This window comes from Streptomyces sp. NPDC021224, from assembly GCF_044332905.1.
Lineage (GTDB): Bacteria > Actinomycetota > Actinomycetes > Streptomycetales > Streptomycetaceae > Actinacidiphila.
On sequence record NZ_JBIRPW010000014.1, the window covers coordinates 59,436 to 76,795 of the forward strand.

At 75.2% G+C, this 17,360-nt stretch carries 15 protein-coding genes; 7 read left to right on the forward strand and 8 right to left on the reverse strand.

Going from position 1 to position 17,360, the window contains the following annotated elements:
* Positions 1-1,173 carry a DUF5925 domain-containing protein gene (locus ACH4PY_RS28150; protein WP_398188766.1) on the reverse strand — a complete coding sequence of 391 codons (1,173 nt, stop codon included), beginning with the start codon at positions 1,171-1,173 and terminating at the stop codon, positions 1-3.
* 274 nt (positions 1,174-1,447) lie between these two features.
* Here ACH4PY_RS28150 and ACH4PY_RS28155 point away from each other — a divergent pair, with 274 nt between their 5' ends.
* Positions 1,448-1,711, forward strand: coding sequence for a hypothetical protein (locus ACH4PY_RS28155; protein ID WP_398188769.1), 264 nt, complete (start codon positions 1,448-1,450; stop codon positions 1,709-1,711).
* Between the two features lie 180 nt (positions 1,712-1,891).
* Here ACH4PY_RS28155 and ACH4PY_RS28160 read toward each other — a convergent pair whose 3' ends face one another.
* The 5 genes from ACH4PY_RS28160 to ACH4PY_RS28180 all read right to left on the reverse strand — a co-directional run bounded on the left by ACH4PY_RS28160 (position 1,892) and on the right by ACH4PY_RS28180 (position 7,689).
* The gene (locus ACH4PY_RS28160; protein ID WP_398188772.1) at positions 1,892-3,160 is read right to left on the reverse strand and encodes a type ISP restriction/modification enzyme; all 1,269 of its coding nucleotides are present in this window, start codon (positions 3,158-3,160) and stop codon (positions 1,892-1,894) included.
* Between the two features lie 14 nt (positions 3,161-3,174).
* Positions 3,175-3,921, reverse strand: a complete 747-nt coding sequence (locus tag ACH4PY_RS28165) for a GntR family transcriptional regulator (RefSeq protein WP_398188774.1) — start codon at positions 3,919-3,921, stop codon at positions 3,175-3,177.
* Positions 3,918-5,258, reverse strand: coding sequence for a homogentisate 1,2-dioxygenase (gene hmgA / locus ACH4PY_RS28170; RefSeq protein WP_398188777.1), 1,341 nt, complete (start codon positions 5,256-5,258; stop codon positions 3,918-3,920). The genes ACH4PY_RS28165 and hmgA overlap by 4 nt, the downstream gene beginning before the upstream one ends.
* Positions 5,259-5,465: 207 nt before the next feature.
* Positions 5,466-6,227, reverse strand: coding sequence for an SGNH/GDSL hydrolase family protein (locus ACH4PY_RS28175; RefSeq protein ID WP_398188780.1), 762 nt, complete (start codon positions 6,225-6,227; stop codon positions 5,466-5,468).
* A gap of 1 nt (position 6,228) precedes the next feature.
* The gene (locus ACH4PY_RS28180) at positions 6,229-7,689 is read right to left on the reverse strand and encodes a DHA2 family efflux MFS transporter permease subunit (RefSeq protein ID WP_398188784.1); all 1,461 of its coding nucleotides are present in this window, start codon (positions 7,687-7,689) and stop codon (positions 6,229-6,231) included.
* A gap of 172 nt (positions 7,690-7,861) precedes the next feature.
* On the opposite strand from ACH4PY_RS28180, the gene ACH4PY_RS28185 reads away from it, so the two are divergent.
* The 5 genes from ACH4PY_RS28185 to ACH4PY_RS28205 all read left to right on the forward strand — a co-directional run bounded on the left by ACH4PY_RS28185 (position 7,862) and on the right by ACH4PY_RS28205 (position 14,568).
* Positions 7,862-8,503 carry a TetR/AcrR family transcriptional regulator gene (locus ACH4PY_RS28185; protein ID WP_398188788.1) on the forward strand — a complete coding sequence of 214 codons (642 nt, stop codon included), beginning with the start codon at positions 7,862-7,864 and terminating at the stop codon, positions 8,501-8,503.
* A gap of 4 nt (positions 8,504-8,507) precedes the next feature.
* On the forward strand, positions 8,508-9,125 hold the full coding sequence (locus tag ACH4PY_RS28190; protein ID WP_398188791.1) for a TetR/AcrR family transcriptional regulator: 618 nt from the start codon (positions 8,508-8,510) through the stop codon (positions 9,123-9,125).
* 198 nt (positions 9,126-9,323) lie between these two features.
* Positions 9,324-11,561: a molybdopterin-dependent oxidoreductase gene (locus tag ACH4PY_RS28195; RefSeq protein WP_398188793.1), complete on the forward strand. Its 2,238-nt coding sequence runs from the start codon at positions 9,324-9,326 to the stop codon at positions 11,559-11,561.
* A gap of 246 nt (positions 11,562-11,807) precedes the next feature.
* Positions 11,808-13,310 carry an aldehyde dehydrogenase family protein gene (locus tag ACH4PY_RS28200; RefSeq protein WP_398188796.1) on the forward strand — a complete coding sequence of 501 codons (1,503 nt, stop codon included), beginning with the start codon at positions 11,808-11,810 and terminating at the stop codon, positions 13,308-13,310.
* A gap of 175 nt (positions 13,311-13,485) precedes the next feature.
* Complete coding sequence (locus ACH4PY_RS28205; RefSeq protein WP_398188799.1) at positions 13,486-14,568, forward strand: Zn-dependent alcohol dehydrogenase; 1,083 nt, start codon at positions 13,486-13,488, stop codon at positions 14,566-14,568.
* 84 nt (positions 14,569-14,652) lie between these two features.
* On the opposite strand, the gene ACH4PY_RS28210 is transcribed toward ACH4PY_RS28205, so the two are convergent.
* Both ACH4PY_RS28210 and ACH4PY_RS28215 read right to left on the reverse strand, forming a co-directional pair.
* On the reverse strand, positions 14,653-15,201 hold the full coding sequence (locus tag ACH4PY_RS28210; protein ID WP_398188802.1) for a DUF402 domain-containing protein: 549 nt from the start codon (positions 15,199-15,201) through the stop codon (positions 14,653-14,655).
* Positions 15,202-15,213: 12 nt separating this feature from the next.
* A complete protein-coding gene (locus tag ACH4PY_RS28215; RefSeq protein WP_398188804.1) occupies positions 15,214-15,942 on the reverse strand; it encodes a TetR/AcrR family transcriptional regulator in 729 nt (242 codons plus the stop codon).
* 162 nt (positions 15,943-16,104) lie between these two features.
* Here ACH4PY_RS28215 and ACH4PY_RS28220 point away from each other — a divergent pair, with 162 nt between their 5' ends.
* Positions 16,105-17,265: an acyl-CoA dehydrogenase family protein gene (locus ACH4PY_RS28220; RefSeq protein WP_398188807.1), complete on the forward strand. Its 1,161-nt coding sequence runs from the start codon at positions 16,105-16,107 to the stop codon at positions 17,263-17,265.
* Positions 17,266-17,360: the final 95 nt, after the last annotated feature.

The following is a 17,360-nucleotide window of genomic DNA, read 5'->3' on the forward strand; positions in this document are numbered from 1 at the left end:
CTACAGGTAGAGCCCGTCGGCGGCCTGCGGGGCCGGGCGCAGTGCCGGGTTGGTGCCGCGGCGCAGCGCGTACAGCTCGGCGAGTGTCGCGCCGTCGCGGCCGATGCCCTCGGAGGTGCCGAGCCAGCCGGTCGCCTCCTCGCGGGAGAGCGGGCCGACCTCGATCCTGGCCAGGCAGCGGCCGGGGCGGACGACCGCGGGGTGCAGGCGTTCCAGGTCCTCGTTGGTGGTGATGCCCACCAGGACGTTGCGGCCCTGGCCGAGCAGCCCGTCGGTGAGGTTGAGCAGCCGGGAGAGGGCCTGGCCCGCGGCGTGCTTGGCCTGGCCGCGGATCAGCTCGTCGCAGTCCTCCAGCAGCAGCAGGCGCCAGCGGCCGCCGGAGGCGCCCTCGTCCTCGCCGATCGCGATGTCCATCAGGTAGCCGATGTCGTTGAACAGCCGCTCGGGGTCCAGCACGCAGTCGACCTGGCACCAGTCGCGCCACGAGCGGGCCAGTGTGCGCAGCGCCGACGTCTTGCCCGTGCCGGGCGGGCCGTGGAGCAGCAGCAGCCGGCCGGTGATGTCGTCGGCGCCGGTCTTCATCAGCCCGTCCATCGCCTCGGCGACCTTCGCGGTGTAGTTGCCGCGCAGCTCCTCCCAGGGCGCGGCGGCGATCTGCCGGGTCGTCCGGTGCGGGCCGCGGCGCTGCGAGACGTACCAGAAGCCCATGGTGACGCTCTCCGGCTCCGGTTCGGGCGTGTCCTCGGCGCCTTCCACGGCCGAGCCGAGGACCTGCTCGGCCAGTTCGTCGGTCACGGCGGTCACTGTGACGTCGGCGCCGCGGCTCCAGCGCGAGACCAGGACCGTCCAGCCGTCCCCCTCGGCGAGGGTGGCGCTGCGGTCCTTGGCGCGGGCCTGCCGCAGCACGGTCGCGTCCGGCGGCAGCAGGGTGCGGTCGGGCTTGACGCTGTCCAGCGCGGCGCCGCGCGCGAACGGCTGCTCACCGGCGGCGAAACGGCCCATGAAGAGGGCGTCGACCACGTCGGAGAGCGAATCGCTGTCGTCGAGGCCCACATGGAGGGGCAGGGCGCGGTGCGGCGCGGTCGGGCCCGCGGGCCGCCCGGACTCCGCCGCCGATGCTGCTGGGGCGGCGGGCGGCACATGCCCCCCAGGCTCGCCGGATGTCACGGACATGGGGCCATGATCTGTCAGAACCACCCGATCGGCCCAGCGCTTTTCGGATCCTCGCGACGGGACCCGCCGCCCTCCGGGCGGGCCGCGCGCGCACCCCCGACCGGCGGGTACCGTGGTGGGCGACGGTGCGCGACGCTGCCGAGAAGGCGTCAACACCCTTGAAGCGGTGGTGAATCGGGCATCATGGTCGGACGGGGGATGCACGGGTGACGCGGCGGGGCGATAGGGTTTAGCCTGCCCGTGCCGGGCAGCCCTCGTCAGGGTGGGGAGAGTCATGGAACAGATAGCGATGCGGAGCAGGCCCAGAGTGCCTGCCATCAACGCGGGGACGGGCGCGTCCAGCGCGCGGCTCGACCGGCATCTGTCGATACTGGCCGGTCCCGCCGTCCCCCAGCGCGAGGCCGAGGAGGCGACCGTGCTCATGCGTGAGCTGACGTCGCGTCCCGTGAGCCACGCCACGGCCAACCGCGGGGCCAGGGTCTCGCTCTTCGCCCCGCTGCGCCGGCTGCGCAGGTCGCTGTTCGGCAACCGCCGCTGACCGCCTCCCGCTGCCACTGAGCAGCCGCCGTTCGCGTACGGTGCCGGTCCGCGGACGCGGCTGCCGTGCGCCGGGCTGCCCCGACTCCCGCTGTTCGCGCCCTGTCGTGCCCGCCTCTCCCCGCGGGCCGTCCGGCGCCCCGGGCCGCGCTCTCCCCGCCTCCCCGCCCGCCCGGCGCGCTCACACCAGCGCGAACTGCCCGTCAGGGCCCTCTTCCCGGTGGTCCAGTACGGACGCGGGGCGGCGCCTGGCCGCCGGTACCGGCAGCACGCCCGCCTCCCGCAGCGCCGCCGTACCCACCCCGTCCCGGCCCCGCCCGACCTCGGCCTGCCCCGGCCGCGGGGCGAGACGGCCGGCCAGCTCGCGGCGTTCGGCGTCCAGTTCGGCGAGCAGCGTCAGCACGCTGATCGTCTCCAGCAGCTCCGAGGTGCTCGACCTGGTCCACGGCGGCGGGCGCAGCGCCTCCAGCGAGCCGGGCGCCCCCGGCGCCGTCCGCCGCTCCCACCAGGCCTGAAGGACCCGCACCCCGCCCGCCGTGCGCTGCCACGCGGCGGGGGAGACGGGCGAGACGCGGCCCGCGCCGATCCGCAGCTCGCGCTGCTCGGGGTCGTACTCCAGCTCGTCGGGCCCGGGGGCCGCGGGCAGCGGCGCGCGGACGTAGGGGCGGCTGCCGCCGGGCAGCCGGGGCCCGCCGGGGTCGCGGCCCGCGGCGGGGTCGGCGAAACGGGCGCCGCGGGTGTGCAGCCACACCAGCCGCGCGCCCAGCGCCACCCCTTCCCGCCACGGCCCGGCATCGGCGGGAAGGGGCACCCGGCAGCCCTCGGGCGCCGCGTACCCGGCGGCGGCGACCCAGGCCAGCACGTCGTACGCCGTCACCTCGGTCCCGTAGGCCGCGGACAGCGCTTGCGTCAGGCCCGGTGCGAGATTCGGGTCCCGGCCGCCCGGCTGCCGGAACAGCGGGCGGATCCGGCCCGGACGGCCCGCGGGTGAGCGGCCGTCGGGCAGCAGCGCGGCGAACGACACCGGCGGCTCGGCCACCTCCGGCAGGAACGCCTGCTCCACCGCGAAGACCTGCTGCCCGTCCAGCACCCGCCACAACTCGGGCCGGGCGGCGTCGATGAGCCGGTGATCGGGTATCAGCCACTGCCGGTCGTAGGCCCCGTGCGCGATCGGCACGGGCTCGGGGCAGGGCCCGTCCTCGCGCGCCAGCGCCGTTGTCGCCGTGCGGTGCCCCGGCAGCTGGCCGACCCTGCTGTGCAGCCCGCGCGCCCGGCTGGGATGCAGCAGCTTCTCGCGCTGCTGCTCGCCCGCGGCGGTGAACAGCGCCCAGCGCGCGCGCAGCGTCGCCGCGTCCGGTGCCAGCGGCCAGCCGCGGCCGATGCGCAGCGGCGCCACGGACCAGGGCATCAGGTCGTGCAGCAGGGGCGCGTTGTCGCTCACCGCACGCATGCTACTGACGCCGCTCAGCGCGCCTCCATCGTCACCGTGAAGGAGAAGCGGTCTCCCCGGTAGTGGATCCGTACCACGTCCACAGCCCGCCCCGACTCGTCGTAGGTGACTCCCGTGTAGTGCAGGATCGGACTGAGCAGCGGCACCCGCAGCAGCCGGGCCGTCTCCGGGTCGGCCAGCCGCGCCTCCACCGTGTCGGTGATCCGGCTGATCCGCACCCCCAGCACGTCCTTGAGCACCTTGGTCATCGGCCAGCGCTCCAGGTCGGCCAGGTCGATCGCCGCGGCCGTCTCCGGACGGAGGAAGTTCTCCGCCCAGTTGGTCGGCTCCCCTCGCTCGTCGCAGCGCAGCCGGCGGAAGGCCACCGCTTCGTCCAGCCCGGGGAAGTGCTCGCGCACCTCGGGCGGCAGCGCCGACGGGCCGTGCTGGAAGACCGCGGTGCGCCCGCCGGACTGCTGCGCCACGATCGCGTCGACCGAGCCCAGCAGCCGCACCGGGGCGCCGCGCAGCGCCGTCGGTTCGATGAACGTGCCCCGCTTGCGGTGCCGGGAGATCAGGCCCTCGTCCTCCAGTTCCTTGAGCGCCTGCCGCATGGTGAGCACGCTCACGCCGTAGTGCCCGGCGAGGGCGTCCTCGGTCGGCAGCCGCAGCGGGTCGTCCTGGCGGCGGCCCAGTATCGACGCGCGCAGCGACTGCGAGACCTGGTACCACAGCGGCAGCTTGCGGTTCAGCACCAGGGAATCGGGAGCGAAGGAGGTCACAGCCGGAAGTTTCTCTCAAGGCCCTCCCACACCGCGTCGTAGTCCGGCTGCCGGTGCCCGGCGGACAGGGCGAAGTCGGTGGGCACGACCGGCCAGCGCGTCTCGAACATGAACGCCAGGCCGTCGTCCACCCGCTGCGGTGCCAGCTCGGCGGTGCTGGCCCGGTCGAAGGTGGTCCGGTCCGGGCCGTGCGCGGACATCATGTTGTGCAGCGAGGCGCCGCCGGGCACGAAACCCTCCGCCTTGGCGTCGTAGGCACCCTCGATCAGGCCCATGAACTCCGACATCACATTGCGGTGGAAGTACGGCGGGCGGAAGGTGTCCTCGCCGACCAGCCAGCGCGGCGCGAAGACCACGAAATCCGCACCGGCCAGGCCCGGGGTGTCGGAGGGCGACGTGAGCACCGTGAAGATCGACGGATCCGGGTGGTCGTAGCTGATCGACCCCAGCACGTTGAAACGGCGCAGGTCGTACAGGTACGGCACATGGCTGCCGTGCCAGGCCACCACGTCGAGCGGCGAGTGGTCGTAGCGCGCCGCCCACAGATTGCCGCCGAACTTGTTGACGACGTCGGTCTCCTCGTCCCCGTCCTCGTACGCGGCGACGGGGGCGAGGAAATCCCGTGCGTTGGCGAGGCCGTTGGCGCCGATCGGGCCCAGCTCGGGCAGCTGGAAGGGGCGGCCGTAGTTCTCGCACACGTAGCCGCGGGCGGTGCCGTCCGGCACATCGACCGCGAAGCGGACACCGCGCGGGATCAGCGCGACCTGGCCCGGCTCGGCCCGCAGCCGGCCGAACTCCGTCCGCAGCAGCAGCGCGCACTGCTGCGGCACGATCAGGAACTCGCCGTCCGCACTGGAGAACACCCGCCCGCTCATCGGGCGGTTGGCGCCGTACCAGTGGATGCCGATGCCCTCGCGGCGCAGCACGTCGCCGTTTCCCCCCACGGTGACCAGGCCCTGCACGAAGTCGGTGGGCTCCTCGGGCAGCGGGAGCGGGCCCCAGCGCAGCCGGTTGGGATCGGGCTCGACGTCCTGGAAGGGGCCGCTGCGCAGCGCGCCGTTGGGCACCCGGTGGAAGGGGGGATGCGCGGCGGAGGGCCGGATCCGGTAGAGCCAGCTGCGCCGGTTGTGCGCACGCGGCTCGGTGAAGGCGGTGCCGCTGAGCTGCTCGGCGTACAGCCCGAAGGGGGCGCGCTGCGGGGCGTTCCGCCCCACCGGGAGTGCGCCGGGCACCGCCTCGCTGCTGTGCTCGTTGCCGAAGCCCGGCGAGTAGTCGAGCCCCTTGCCCGCCTCGCCGTCGCTGCCGCCGCTGAAGGCTTCCCTGCCGAAGTCGTCCATGATGCGCTCCCCGCTCGCGTTGCCGTCCTGATTCCTATGCTGAACCATAGGAATCAGGACGGCAACCCTCGCCCGAGCGCCCTGTGGACAACTCGCGACGCCCCCCGTACGCCCGGGTCACGCCCCGTCAGCCGGTCCGGCGCCGGGCCCCTCCGGCTCTCCGGCGCCGGGCGGTTCAGGCTTTCGGACGTCGGGCCCTTCCGGCTGTCAGGCCGGTGTCAGGCCCGCCCTGTCCCGCGCCCGCGGGACCGCCGCGCCCAGCTCCCGCAGCACCGCCGCCGCGATCACCGCGTGGCCGCGGGCGGAGGCGTGGACGAGGTCGGCGCTGTAGAGGTCGCGGTCGCCCGCCGCGGGATGGCCCTCCATCTCGACCACCAGCGCCCCGTGGCGCCGCGCGGCCCCGCGGACGATGCCGTTGAGCACCGCCAGGCCCTCCTCCAGCGGACCGCCGCGCAGCTCGGGCACGGCGGCGGTCACGTCGAGCAGGGAGAAGGTGAGGACGGTGGTGCCGGGAGCGGCGACCCCGGCGAAGAGCAGGTCCATCTCGGCGGCGACCGCGTCGGGGGAGAAGCCCGGCAGCAGCAGGTCGTTGCCCCCGCAGACGACGGCGACCAGATCGGGCGCGAAGTCGGCCGCCGGACCGGACTGCTGGGCCCGTACCTGGGTCGTCGTCAGTCCGCGGGTCCCGAGGTTGAGATACTCCAGGCCCGGCGCCGCGGCCCGCAGCGCCTCGGCGGTGCGGTCGGCCCAGGACGCCGTGCGGTAGCCGGGCAGCGGGTCGCCCAGGCCCTCGGCGAGGCTGTCGCCCAGCACCGCGAAGCGCCGCCAGGGCGCCCCGCGCAGCAGTTCGCCGCTCTCGCCCGCGCCGAGGCAGTACGGGTCGGCGGCCTCGGTGGGGTGGCCGCCCGCGCCGGAGGATCCGGCGTCGGGGTCGCTCGTGCGGGCCACGTCAGGGCTTCTCCCGGCCATGTCAGGACTCCTTCGGCAGGGTGCGGCCCATGGCCAGGCCCACCACGGCGGCGCCCGCGGCCAGTAGCGCGCAGACGAGGAAGACGTCGCGGTAGGCCTGGGGCCCCGCCAGTCCGTGCGCGGCGATCACCGAGGCGGTCGCGGCCACGCCGAGCGATCCGCCCAGCTGCCGGGCCGTGGTCGTCATGCCGACACCGGAGGCGAACTGCTGCGGCGGCAGGGACCGGGCCGCCGCCGTGGACAGGGCGGTCAGGGCGCCGCCGAAGGCGGCACCGCCGACCAGGCCCATCGGCAGCCACAGGGACAGGAAGCGGGCGTCGGACCCCAGGCCGAGGTACATCCACACGCCGACCGCGGTGAACGCCGCCATCGACACCGCGACCACGGCGGGCAGTTGGTGCGGCCTGGCCCGTTTGCCGACCGCGACGGCGGCGACCGCCGACGTCAGGGCGCCCGGCGTGACGGCGAAACCGGCCTTGAGCACCGAGTAGTGCCACACCGTGGTGAGGAACAGCGGGCTGCTGAGCAGCCAGGCGAAGAGCGCCGCCCCGGTGAAGGCCGCGGCGCCCGACGACACCGCGAAGGCCGGGCTGCGGAAGAGCGAGATCTCCACGGCCGGCGCCTGGTGGCGGGCCGAGCGCAGCAGCGCGAGCGCGATCAGTGCCGCGCCGCCCGCGACGCTCGCCACGGTGGCGGCCTCGCCCCAGCCCCAGTCGCTGCCCTTGGTCAGTCCCAGCACCAGCAGCGCGATGCCCGCGGTCACCGCGGCCGTGCCCAGCGGGTCGGGCAGCCGCCGCTGCGCGCCGGTCCGTTCGGGCAGGCCGCGCAGGCCCGCCAGGACGAGGGCGGCGCCGACGGGGACGTTGATCAGGAAGACCGCGCGCCAGCCGAAGGCGTCGACCAGCACGCCGCCGAGCGCGGGCCCCGCCGCGGTGGCCATGGACCCGGCCGCGCCCCAGGCGCCTATGGCCGCGGGAAGGCGCTGCGGCGGGGTGGTGGCGAGCAGCAGGCCGAGCGCGGCCGGGATCATGCCGGCCGCCGTGGCGCCCTGGAGGGCGCGGGCGGTGATGAGCAGCGGCAGGTTCTGCGCGGCGGCGCACAGCGCGGAGGTGAGGGTGAAGCCGGTGAGCGAGATGAGGAAGAGCTTCCTGCGGCCGAAGGTGTCGGCGATGCGCCCCGCCGGGGTCAGGAGCGCCGCGAAGAGCACGGCGTAGCTGCTGACCACCCACGACAGGTCGGAGACCTTGTCCTGGGGGAAGCTCGCGGCCAGGTCGGGAAAGGCGACGTTGACGACGGTGGTGTCGAGGAACGCGATGAAGGTCGCCCCGGCGCTGAGCAGCAGCACGGTGCCCGGTTTCGCCGGGGAGCCGCCGTCCGGGGGCGTGGTTGCGGCGCCCTCCCGGCCGGCGGAAGCGGCGGTGGCGGGGGCGGAGGGACCTGAGGAACCGGCGGGAGGAGACATGGTCGTCCTTGGTCTCGACAAAGGAAACATACCTGCGGTACGCAACATACATACCGTAGGTATGTGACTGTCAAGCAGTGCCGTTGGCTAGGGTGGGGGGACGGATCAGAGACGGACGGGGGCGGCGTCGCGCCGACACGCGCGGCAAGGCGGGCAGGACAGGAGGACGGCCGTGACGACAGCGCGTACGGCGACCGGACACGGCGCGGGGCAGGCCCGGGTGCGCCCGACGCAGCAGGAGCGCTCGGACGCGACGGTCGAGGACCTGCTGGCCGCGGCCCGCGCGCTCTTCGCGACCGCCGGATACGCCGCCACCTCCCTGGACGCGGTCTGCGACCGCGCCGGGGTGACCAAAGGCGCCCTTTACCACCACTTCTCCGGCAAGAAACAGCTCTTCGCCGCCGTCTACGCCCGAGAGCAGGAACGCCTCAACGAGCGCATCACCGCCGCCTACCGCACCGTCACCGACCCGTGGGGGGCCGTCTTCGAGAGCTGCCGCGCCTACCTGGAGGCCTCGCTCGACCCCGGCGTGCAGCGCATCACCCTCCTCGACGCGCCCGGCGCCCTCGGCTGGGAGTCGATGCGCGAACTCGACGACAACTGCCGCGAGCTGACCCGCCGGGGAGTCGCCCGCGCCGTCCGCAAGGGGGCCCTGCCCGACCGCCCGGCCGACCCGCTCACCTCCCTGCTCTACGGCGGCCTCAGCGAGAGCGCGATGGCCATCGCACGCGCCGCCGACCCGCAGACCGCACTGGACGACGCGCTCACCGACCTGCGCCGGCTCTTCGACGCCCTCGCGGCCGCCGGGAGCTGACCCGATGACGGGCGACGGCGGCCGACCGGGTGCGGACGGCGGCCTGCTGCGCCGCACGCCCGTCCAGCAGCGCAGCACCGAGCGGCTGGAGCGCATCCTCGACGCCTGCGCGCGGCTCCTCGACGAGGGCGGCTACGAGCGGCTCAGCACCAGGGCCGTCGCCGCCCGCGCGGGGGTGCCGATCGGCTCGGTCTACCGCTTCTTCGCCGACAAGCGCGCGATGGCCGACGCCCTCGCGCACCGCAACCTCGACGAGTTCCTGGCCAGGACCGCTGCCCGGCTCGACGCGCCCGGCGCCCCGAGCGGCTGGCGCTCCGCCGTCGAGGTGCTGGTCGACGAGTACACCGCCATGAAGCGCACCGCCCCCGGCTTCGCGCTGCTGGACTTCGGGGTGCCGGGCGAGACCAACCACGACCTCGCCGAACGGCTCCCCGCACTGCTCGGCGACCGCCTCACCGCCGACCCCGCCGACCCGCGGCTGCGGATGGCGCTCACCGTCGCCGTGGAGGCGGCGGACGCCGCACTGCAACTGGCCTTCCGCACCGACCCGGAGGGTGATCCGCAGCTCGTCGCCGAGACGAAGGCGCTGCTGCTGGCCTACCTGGCGACGGTCCTGGACTGACGGGGGGCGGCCCGCTCGCCGCCCGACAGGCGCCCGCCCGCCCGGATCCCGGCGGGAGCCGGAGGAGACCGCCAACGCCCCACCGCCCACCGGCCCGAAACCGTCCGCGACCCCGCGGGGCGGTGCCGTTGTCAGTACCGGTGGGTAGTGTCGAGGACGACACTCGCCGACGTCGCCGAGGAGAGGAAGGGGGCACCGATGTCCCGGACCGCCCTGCGCATCTGCCCGCTCTGCGAGGCCACCTGCGGCCTCGTCCTGACCGTCGAGGACGGCCGGGTCACGCACGCCCGTGGCGACCGTGAGGACGTCTTCAGCGCCGGGTTCGTCTGCCCCAAGGGCGCCTCCTTCGGCGCGCTGGACGCCGACCCCGACCGGCTCACCCGCCCGCTCGTCCGCCGTGACGGCGTGCTGGAACAGGCCACATGGGCGGAGGCCTTCGCGGCGGTCGCCGCCGGGCTCGGCGCCGTCACCGGTCCGCACGGCGGCGAGGCGGTCGGTGTCGTCCTGGGCAACCCCAACGTCCACACGATGGCCGGCGGCCTCTACCCGGCGCAGTTGCCGGCCGCGCTGCGCACCCGCTCCGTCTTCACCGCCAGCACGCTCGACCAGATGCCCAAGCACGTCAGCTGCGGCTACCTCTTCGGCGACTCCAACGCCATCCCGGTGCCGGACCTGGACCGCACGGGGCACCTGCTGCTGATCGGCGCCAATCCGCTGGTCTCCAACGGCAGTCTGGCCACCGCCGCCGACTTCCCCGGCAAGCTCCGGGCGCTGCGGCGGCGCGGCGGACGGCTCACGGTGATCGACCCGCACCGCACCAGAACCGCCCGGATCGCCGACCGGCACATCGCCCCGCGGCCCGGCACGGACGCAGGCCTGCTGTTCGCCCTGGTGCAGGTGATCCTCGCCGAAGGACTCGCCGACCCGGGCGACCTGACACCGTATCTGTCGGGCCTGGACGAACTGCGCGCCCTCGCCGCGGATTTCCCGCCCGAGCAGGTCGCCGCCTACTGCGACGTGCCCGCCGCCGACATCCGCGCCCTCGCCCGGGAGCTGGCCGCGGCGGAGAGGGCCGTGGTGTACGGGCGGCTCGGCAGCACCGCCGTCGAGTTCGGCACCCTCACCAGCTGGCTGGTGGACGTGCTCAACGTCCTGACCGGCAATCTGGACCGGCCCGGCGGTGCGATGTTCCCGCTGTCGGCGACCGCGCGGGCGCCCCGGCCGCCGCGCCCCGGCAAGGGCTTCCGGACCGGCCGCTGGCACAGCCGGGTCGCCGGCCACCCGGAGACCAGGGGCGAGCTGCCCGCCGCGGCCCTGGCCGAGGAGATCGACACACCGGGGGAGGGACGGCTGCGCGCCCTCGTCGTGGTCGCGGCCAACCCCGTGCTGTCCGCGCCCGACGGGCTGCGCCTGGACCGCGCCCTGGCCGGGCTGGACTTCATGGTCAGCGTCGACCCGTATCTCAACGAGACCTCGCGGCACGCCCATGTCGTCCTGCCGCCCCCGCCGCCCGCGCAGAGCGCGCACTACGACTTCGCCTTCAGTACCCTCGCGGTGCGCAACACCGTCCGCTACAGCCGGCCCGCGGTGCCGCTCGCCGAAGGCGCCATGGACGAGCCGGAGATCCTGGCCCGGCTGATCCTCGCCGTCCTCGGCCAGGGCGGGCCGGACGCCGACCCCGCCGCCGTGGACGCCCAGGCGGTCGAGCGCAGGCTGACCGCCGAGACCGCCGACCCGCACTCGCCGGTGCACGGCCGCGCCCCGGCCGAGCTGGCCGCGCGGCTGGAGGGGCGCACCGGCTACGAGCGGCGGCTCGACATGATGCTGCGGCTCGGACCCTACGGCGACGGCTTCGGCGCGGCGCCGGAGGGGCTGACGCTCGCCCGGGTCCTGGACCGCCCGCACGGCATCGACCTCGGGGCGCTGCGGCCCCGGCTGCCCGAGGTGCTGCGCACCGCCTCCGGCACGCTGGAGCTGGTGGCGCCGCCGCTGGCGGCCGACGTGCCGCGGCTGCGCGCCGCCGTGGCACGCGGCGGCGACGCGGCGAGCCTGGTCCTCATCGGGCGCCGCCACCTGCGGTCCAACAACAGCTGGATGCACAACGTGCCGGCGCTGACCGGCGGCAGCAACCGCTGCACCGCGCAGCTCCACCCCGACGACGCCGCCCGGCTCGGTCTCGCCGACGGCGCGCTCGCCCGGATCAAGGGCGACGGCGGCGAGATCACCGCCCGGGTCGAGATCACCGACACGCTGCGACCCGGCGTGCTGAGCCTGCCGCACGGCTGGGGCCACGACCGCACCGGCACCCGGCTGACCGTCGCCTCCCGCGACCCCGGGGCGAACGTCAACCAGCTCCTCGACGGCACCCGCCTCGACCCGCTCTCCGGCACCGCGGTGCTCAACGGCTTCCCGATACGCGTGGAGGCGGCGGACTGACCCGGCCGCCGCCGTCCCCCTCGGCCCCGCGGGCGTACGCCCCCGGGCGCGCAGGGCGGCACGGGCACCCGGTGGGCCCTGGCACCGTAAAACTATCGGCGCTAGTTTGGGCATCGGACACAGAGACCCGGACATCGGCACCTAGGCACCGGCGCACGGACGCAGGCGCACGGACGCAGGCGCACGGACGCAGGCGCACGGACCAGGACGCGCGGACGCGAGCACTCGGAAGGCGGCAGGTGGAGCATGACTGACGGTGGGCGGACGGACGGCGTGGCGGACGGGGCAGGCGCGGGCCGCCCCGCGGCGCAGGGAGCGGGCGGCGGCAGCGGACGGCCCACCGGGGTCTTCCCCGGGCGGGAAGCGCTGTTCGTCGGCGGCGAGTGGCGGCCCGCCGCCGGGGAAGGCCTCATCGAGGTGCTCGACCCGGCCACCGAGCAGGTCGTCGGCCGTGTCCCGGCCGGGGACGGGCAGGACGTGGACGCCGCCGTACGGGCCGCCCGCGCCGCGCTGCCCGGCTGGGCCGCCACCCCGCCCGCCGGGCGGGCGGCCGTCCTCGCGGCCGCCCGCGACCTGCTGGCCGCGCGCCGGGAGGAGATCGCCGCGACCGTCTCCGCCGAACTGGGCGCGCCGCCCGCCTTCGCCGCCGCCGTGCACGCCGACCTGCCCACCGCCGTGATGGCCGGCTACGCCGACCTGGCCGCCGCGCATCCCTTCGAGGAGCGCATCGGCAATTCCCGGGTGCTGCACGAACCGGTCGGCGTCGTGGGCGCGATCACCCCGTGGAACTACCCGCTGCACCAGATCGTCGCCAAGGTCGCCCCCGCGCTCGCCGCGGGCTGCACGGTGGTGCTCAAGCCCGCCGAGGACACCCCGCTCGTGGCGCAGCTCTTCGCGGAGATCCTGGCCGCGGCCGGGCTGCCCGCCGGGGTCTTCAACCTGGTCACCGGCCTCGGCCCGGTCGCGGGCCAGGCGCTCGCCGAGCACCCGGACGTCGACCTGGTGTCCTTCACCGGCTCCACCGCCGTCGGACGGCGGATCGGCGCCGCCGCCGGATCCGCGGTCAAGCGTGTCGCGCTCGAACTCGGCGGCAAGTCCGCCAACGTCATCCTCCCCGGCGCCGACCTGGCCCGGGCGGTGAACGTCGGCCTGGCCAACGTCTTCGCCAACTCCGGTCAGACGTGCAGCGCCTGGACGCGCATGCTGGTGGACGCCGAGCGCTACGACGAGGCCGTGGCGATCGCCGCGGCCGCCACCGCCAAGTACGTGCCCGGCGAGCGCCTCGGCCCCGTGGTCAACGCCAGACAGCGCGAGCGGGTCCGCGGCTACATCCGGCGCGGTGTCGAGGAGGGCGCCCGCGTCGTGGCGGGCGGCCCGGAGGCACCGGAGGGACTGGAGCGCGGCTACTACGTCCGGCCCACCGTCTTCGCGGACGTCGAGCCCGGCATGGCGATCGCGCAGGAGGAGATCTTCGGCCCGGTCGTGGTCCTGATCCGCTACCAGGACGAGGAGGACGCGCTGCGGATCGCCAACGGCACGGTCTACGGCCTCGCCGGGGCGGTGTGGGGCGCCGACGAGGACGCCGCGGTCGCCTTCGCCCGCCGCATGGAGACCGGCCAGGTCGACATCAACGGCGGCCGGTTCAACCCGCAGGCCCCCTTCGGCGGCTACAAGCAGTCCGGTGTGGGCCGCGAGCTGGGCCCGCACGGTCTCGCCGAATACCTCCAGACCAAGTCGCTCCAGTTCTGACGCGGCCCGGGCCGCCGTCCCCGTACCCGGACGGCGGCCCGGCACGTACGCCCCGGCGGGACGGTATGTCGACACATCGACAAGCCGCCCCCGCCGCACACCCCGGTACGCTCACCGTCCGCCCAGCCCCCGTCCCGCCCCGTCCCGTCCCGTCCTCACCGATCAGGAGACAGCCGTGGTCCGCGCCGCCGTCCTGCCCGCCGTCAACGCACCTCTGGTCGTCACCGACATCGACCTGCCCGACCCCGGCCCCGGCCAGGTGCGGGTGCGGCTCGCGGCCGCGGGTGTGTGCCACTCCGACATGTCGCTGTCCAACGGCACGCTGCGCCAGCCCGTCCCGGCGGTGCTCGGCCACGAGGGCGCCGGGACGGTCGTCGCCGTCGGCGAGGGCGTCACCCATGTCGCCCCCGGCGCCCCGGTGGTGCTCAACTGGGCGCCCGCCTGCGGCAGCTGCCACTTCTGCGGGCTCGGCGAGCCGTGGCTGTGCGCCAACGCGGGCGCCGCCGCCGCGAAGCCGTACGCGACGCTCGCCGCCGACGGCAGCCCGCTCCACCCGGGCCTGGGCACCGCCGTGTTCGCCGAGGAGACCGTGGTGTCCGCGGGCGCCGTGCTGCCGCTGCCCCCGGGCGTGCCGCTCACGGACGCCGCGCTGCTCGGCTGCGCGGTACTGACCGGATACGGCGCCGTGCACCACGCGGCGGCCGTCCGGGCGGGCGAGTCGGTCGCCGTCCACGGCATCGGCGGCGTCGGCCTCGCGGTGCTCCAGGCCGCGCGCATCGCGGGCGCCGGGCGGATCGTCGCCGTCGACGTGGCGCCCGGCAAGGAGGAGCTGGCGCGCGCCGCGGGCGCCACCGACTTCCTCCTCGCCGGCGAGGACACCGCCCGCGCCGTCCGCGCCCTGACCGGCGGATACGGCGCCGACGTCGCCGTCGAGTGCGCGGGGCGCGCGGAGACCGTCCGCGCCGCCTGGTCCTGCACGCGGCGCGGCGGGCGGACGATCGTGGTGGGCATCGGCGGCCAGGACCAGAAGGTCACCTTCAGCGCGCTGGAGCTGTTCTACTTCGGCCGGACGCTGTCGGGCTGCGTGTACGGCAACTGCGACCCGGCCGTCGATCTGCCCGTCCTGGCCGAGCACGTACGCGAGGGCCGCTTCGACCTGTCCGGCATGGTCACCGACCGGATCGGCCTGGACGGCATCCCGGCGGCGTTCGAGGCGATGACGGCGGGCCGCGGCGGCCGCGCGCTCGTCGTCTTCTGAACCCGCCGCCCCTCGTACGCCGCCGGGCCCGGTTGCCCGCGTACGCCGCCGGGCCACCCGGTCACGTCACCGGGCCCGCTTCCGTCACACCACCGGGTCCACCATCGCCAGCCACGGCTCGTGCGCGCCGCCGAAGGGGCCCGCACCGCGCGTCACCGCGTCCATCAGCCACTGCGCGGAGGCCTGCGCCGAGGCGATGACGTCGGCCGGGTAGCCGTACCGCACCTGGTGCTCGGCGAACTCGTCCTCGTCGACGAGTATCGGCCCGGCCGCGTCACGCTTGCGCAGCACGTCCAGGTCGAGGTCCACCATCGTCACCTCGTCGCGCGAGGGCCACTGCGGCGGGGTGGTGATGTCGCAGTAGATCTCGGTGCTGCGCGGCGCCGCGTTGAAGACGGCCGTCCACCACGCGTCGCGCGGGAAGAGCAGGACGTGGGCCTCGGCGACGGTGATGCCGGGGTTGTGGCCCTTGCGCATCACGCCGTTCGGCGGCAGCCCGAGCCACACCCCGTGCTCGTCCTCGCCGAGCCGGTGCATCCGCAGATTCCAGTGCAGAGTGCCGTCGTATTTGTGGTAGTTGACCTGGACGAGGCCGTGTGCGCCCGCCGCCGCTGCTGGATCCGGAGTCGACATGGCGCCATCCTGTCAGCCGCCGTGCGCCTGCCGGGGGCCGTTTTCCGGCGGGAGACCCCGGGCGTCCCCCGCGTCCTCCGCGTCCGCCGCCCCGGCCACCTCGGCCGCGTACCGGAGGGCGAGGCCGTCGATGAGTGCCCGCAGGCCGGTGTCGAAGGCGCTCTCGTCGATCCGTTCGCGGTGCCTGGCCAGCAGGTGGGCCTGGCCGAGGTGCGGGTAGTCGGCCGGGTCGTACGCGGTGGCGTCGCCGACGAAGCCGCCCGCGAAGGAGCCGAGCGCGGAGCCCGTCACGAAGTAGCGCATCGCGGCGCCGATCCTGGTGGCCTGGGCGGGCGGCCAGCCCGCCTCGACCATGCCGCCGAAGACGGCGTCGGCCATCCGCAGCCCGGCGGGGCGCAGTCCGGGGCCGACCGCGAGGAAGGGCACGATGTTGGGGTGCGCGCTGAGGGCCGCGCGGTAGGAGCGGCCCCACGCCAGCAGCGCCTGCCGCCAGTCGCTCCCGCCCGCCGGGCCGCCGCCGTCGAACATCGACACGTCGACCTGCCCGATCACGGTGTCGGCGACGGCGTCGAGGATCGCCTCCTTGGTGGCGAAGTGGTTGTAGAGCGAGGGGCCGCTCACGCCCAGTTCGGCCGCGAGCCGCCGGGTGGAGAGCGCGGCCAGGCCCTCGGCGTCGACGAGCGCGAGCGCGGTCGTGACGATGCGGTCGCGGCTCAGCAGAGGCTTGCGGGGACGGGCCATGCGGCACATAGTAGAGGCTGCCGACAGAAAACTAGCGATGGTAGTTTCTGCCTCCAGCCGGACGGGTCCGGCAGGCATCGGACGGGTCCGGCACGCGCCGGACGGATCCGACACCACCGGACGGGGGCGGGCGCCGCACCGGACGGAAGGGCGGGTGGGGAGATGGCCGTGACGTTCGTGCTGTCCGCCGAGCAGGCCGACATGAAGGCCCTGGCCAGGGACTTCGCCGAGCGCGAGATCGTCCCGTACGCGGCCGCGTGGGACCGCGCCGAGGCGGTGGACCGCGCGATCGTCAAGAAGCTCGGGGCGGTCGGCTTCCTGGGCCTGACCATCGGCGAGGAGTACGGCGGCTCGGGCACCGACCACCTGGCGTACTGCCTGGTCACCGAGGAGCTGGGCCGCGCCGACTCCTCCGTGCGCGGCATCGTGTCGGTCTCCCTCGGGCTGGTCGCCAAGTCGGTCGCGCACTGGGGGAGTGAGGCGCAGAAGCGCCACTGGCTGCCCCGGCTCACCTCGGGTGACGCCATCGGCTGCTTCGGCCTCACCGAACCCGGCACCGGCTCCGACGCGGCGAACCTGACCACGCGCGCGGTCCGGGACGGCGACGGCTACGTCATCACCGGCGGCAAGACCTTCATCACCAACGGCACCTGGGCCGACGTCGTCCTGCTCTTCGCCCGCACCGGCACCGCCGCCGACGGCCACCGCGGGGTCAGCGCCTTCCTGGTCCCCGCCGACACCCCCGGGCTGACCCGGCGGGAGATCCACGGCAAGCTCGGGCTGCGCGGCCAGGCGACCGCCGAGCTGACCCTCGACGCCGTCCGCGTCCCCGCGGACGCGCTGCTCGGGCCCGAGGGCAAGGGCTTCTCGGTCGCGATGTCGGCGCTGGCCAAGGGGCGGATGTCGGTCGCGGCGGGCTGCGTCGGCATCGCCCAGGCGTGCCTGGACGCCGCGGTCGGCTACGCGGGGCAGCGCGAGCAGTTCGGCGCGCCGATCGCCGGGCGCCAGCTCGTACAGGAACTGCTCGCCGACATCGCCGTGGACGTGGCGGCGGCCCGCCTGCTCACCTGGCAGGTCGCCGACCTCATCGACCGCGGGCAGCCCTTCGCGACCGAGTCGTCGCTCGCCAAGCTGCACGCGAGCGAGGCCGCGGTGCGCTGCGCGAACAACGCGCTCCAGGTCTTCGGCGGCTACGGCTACATCGACGACTACCCGGTGGGCAAGCTGCTGCGGGACGCCCGCGTCATGACGCTGTACGAGGGCACGAGCCAGATCCACAAGCTGCTGATAGGACGTTCCCTCACCGGGGTGTCCGCCTTCTGAGACCCGCCGCCGCAGCTAAGCGCTTGCTCACCCGCCCAGGTAGGGTGTGACCCTGACAACCGTGCGGCCGGTTCGACCGGTCGGCGGCCCACGGC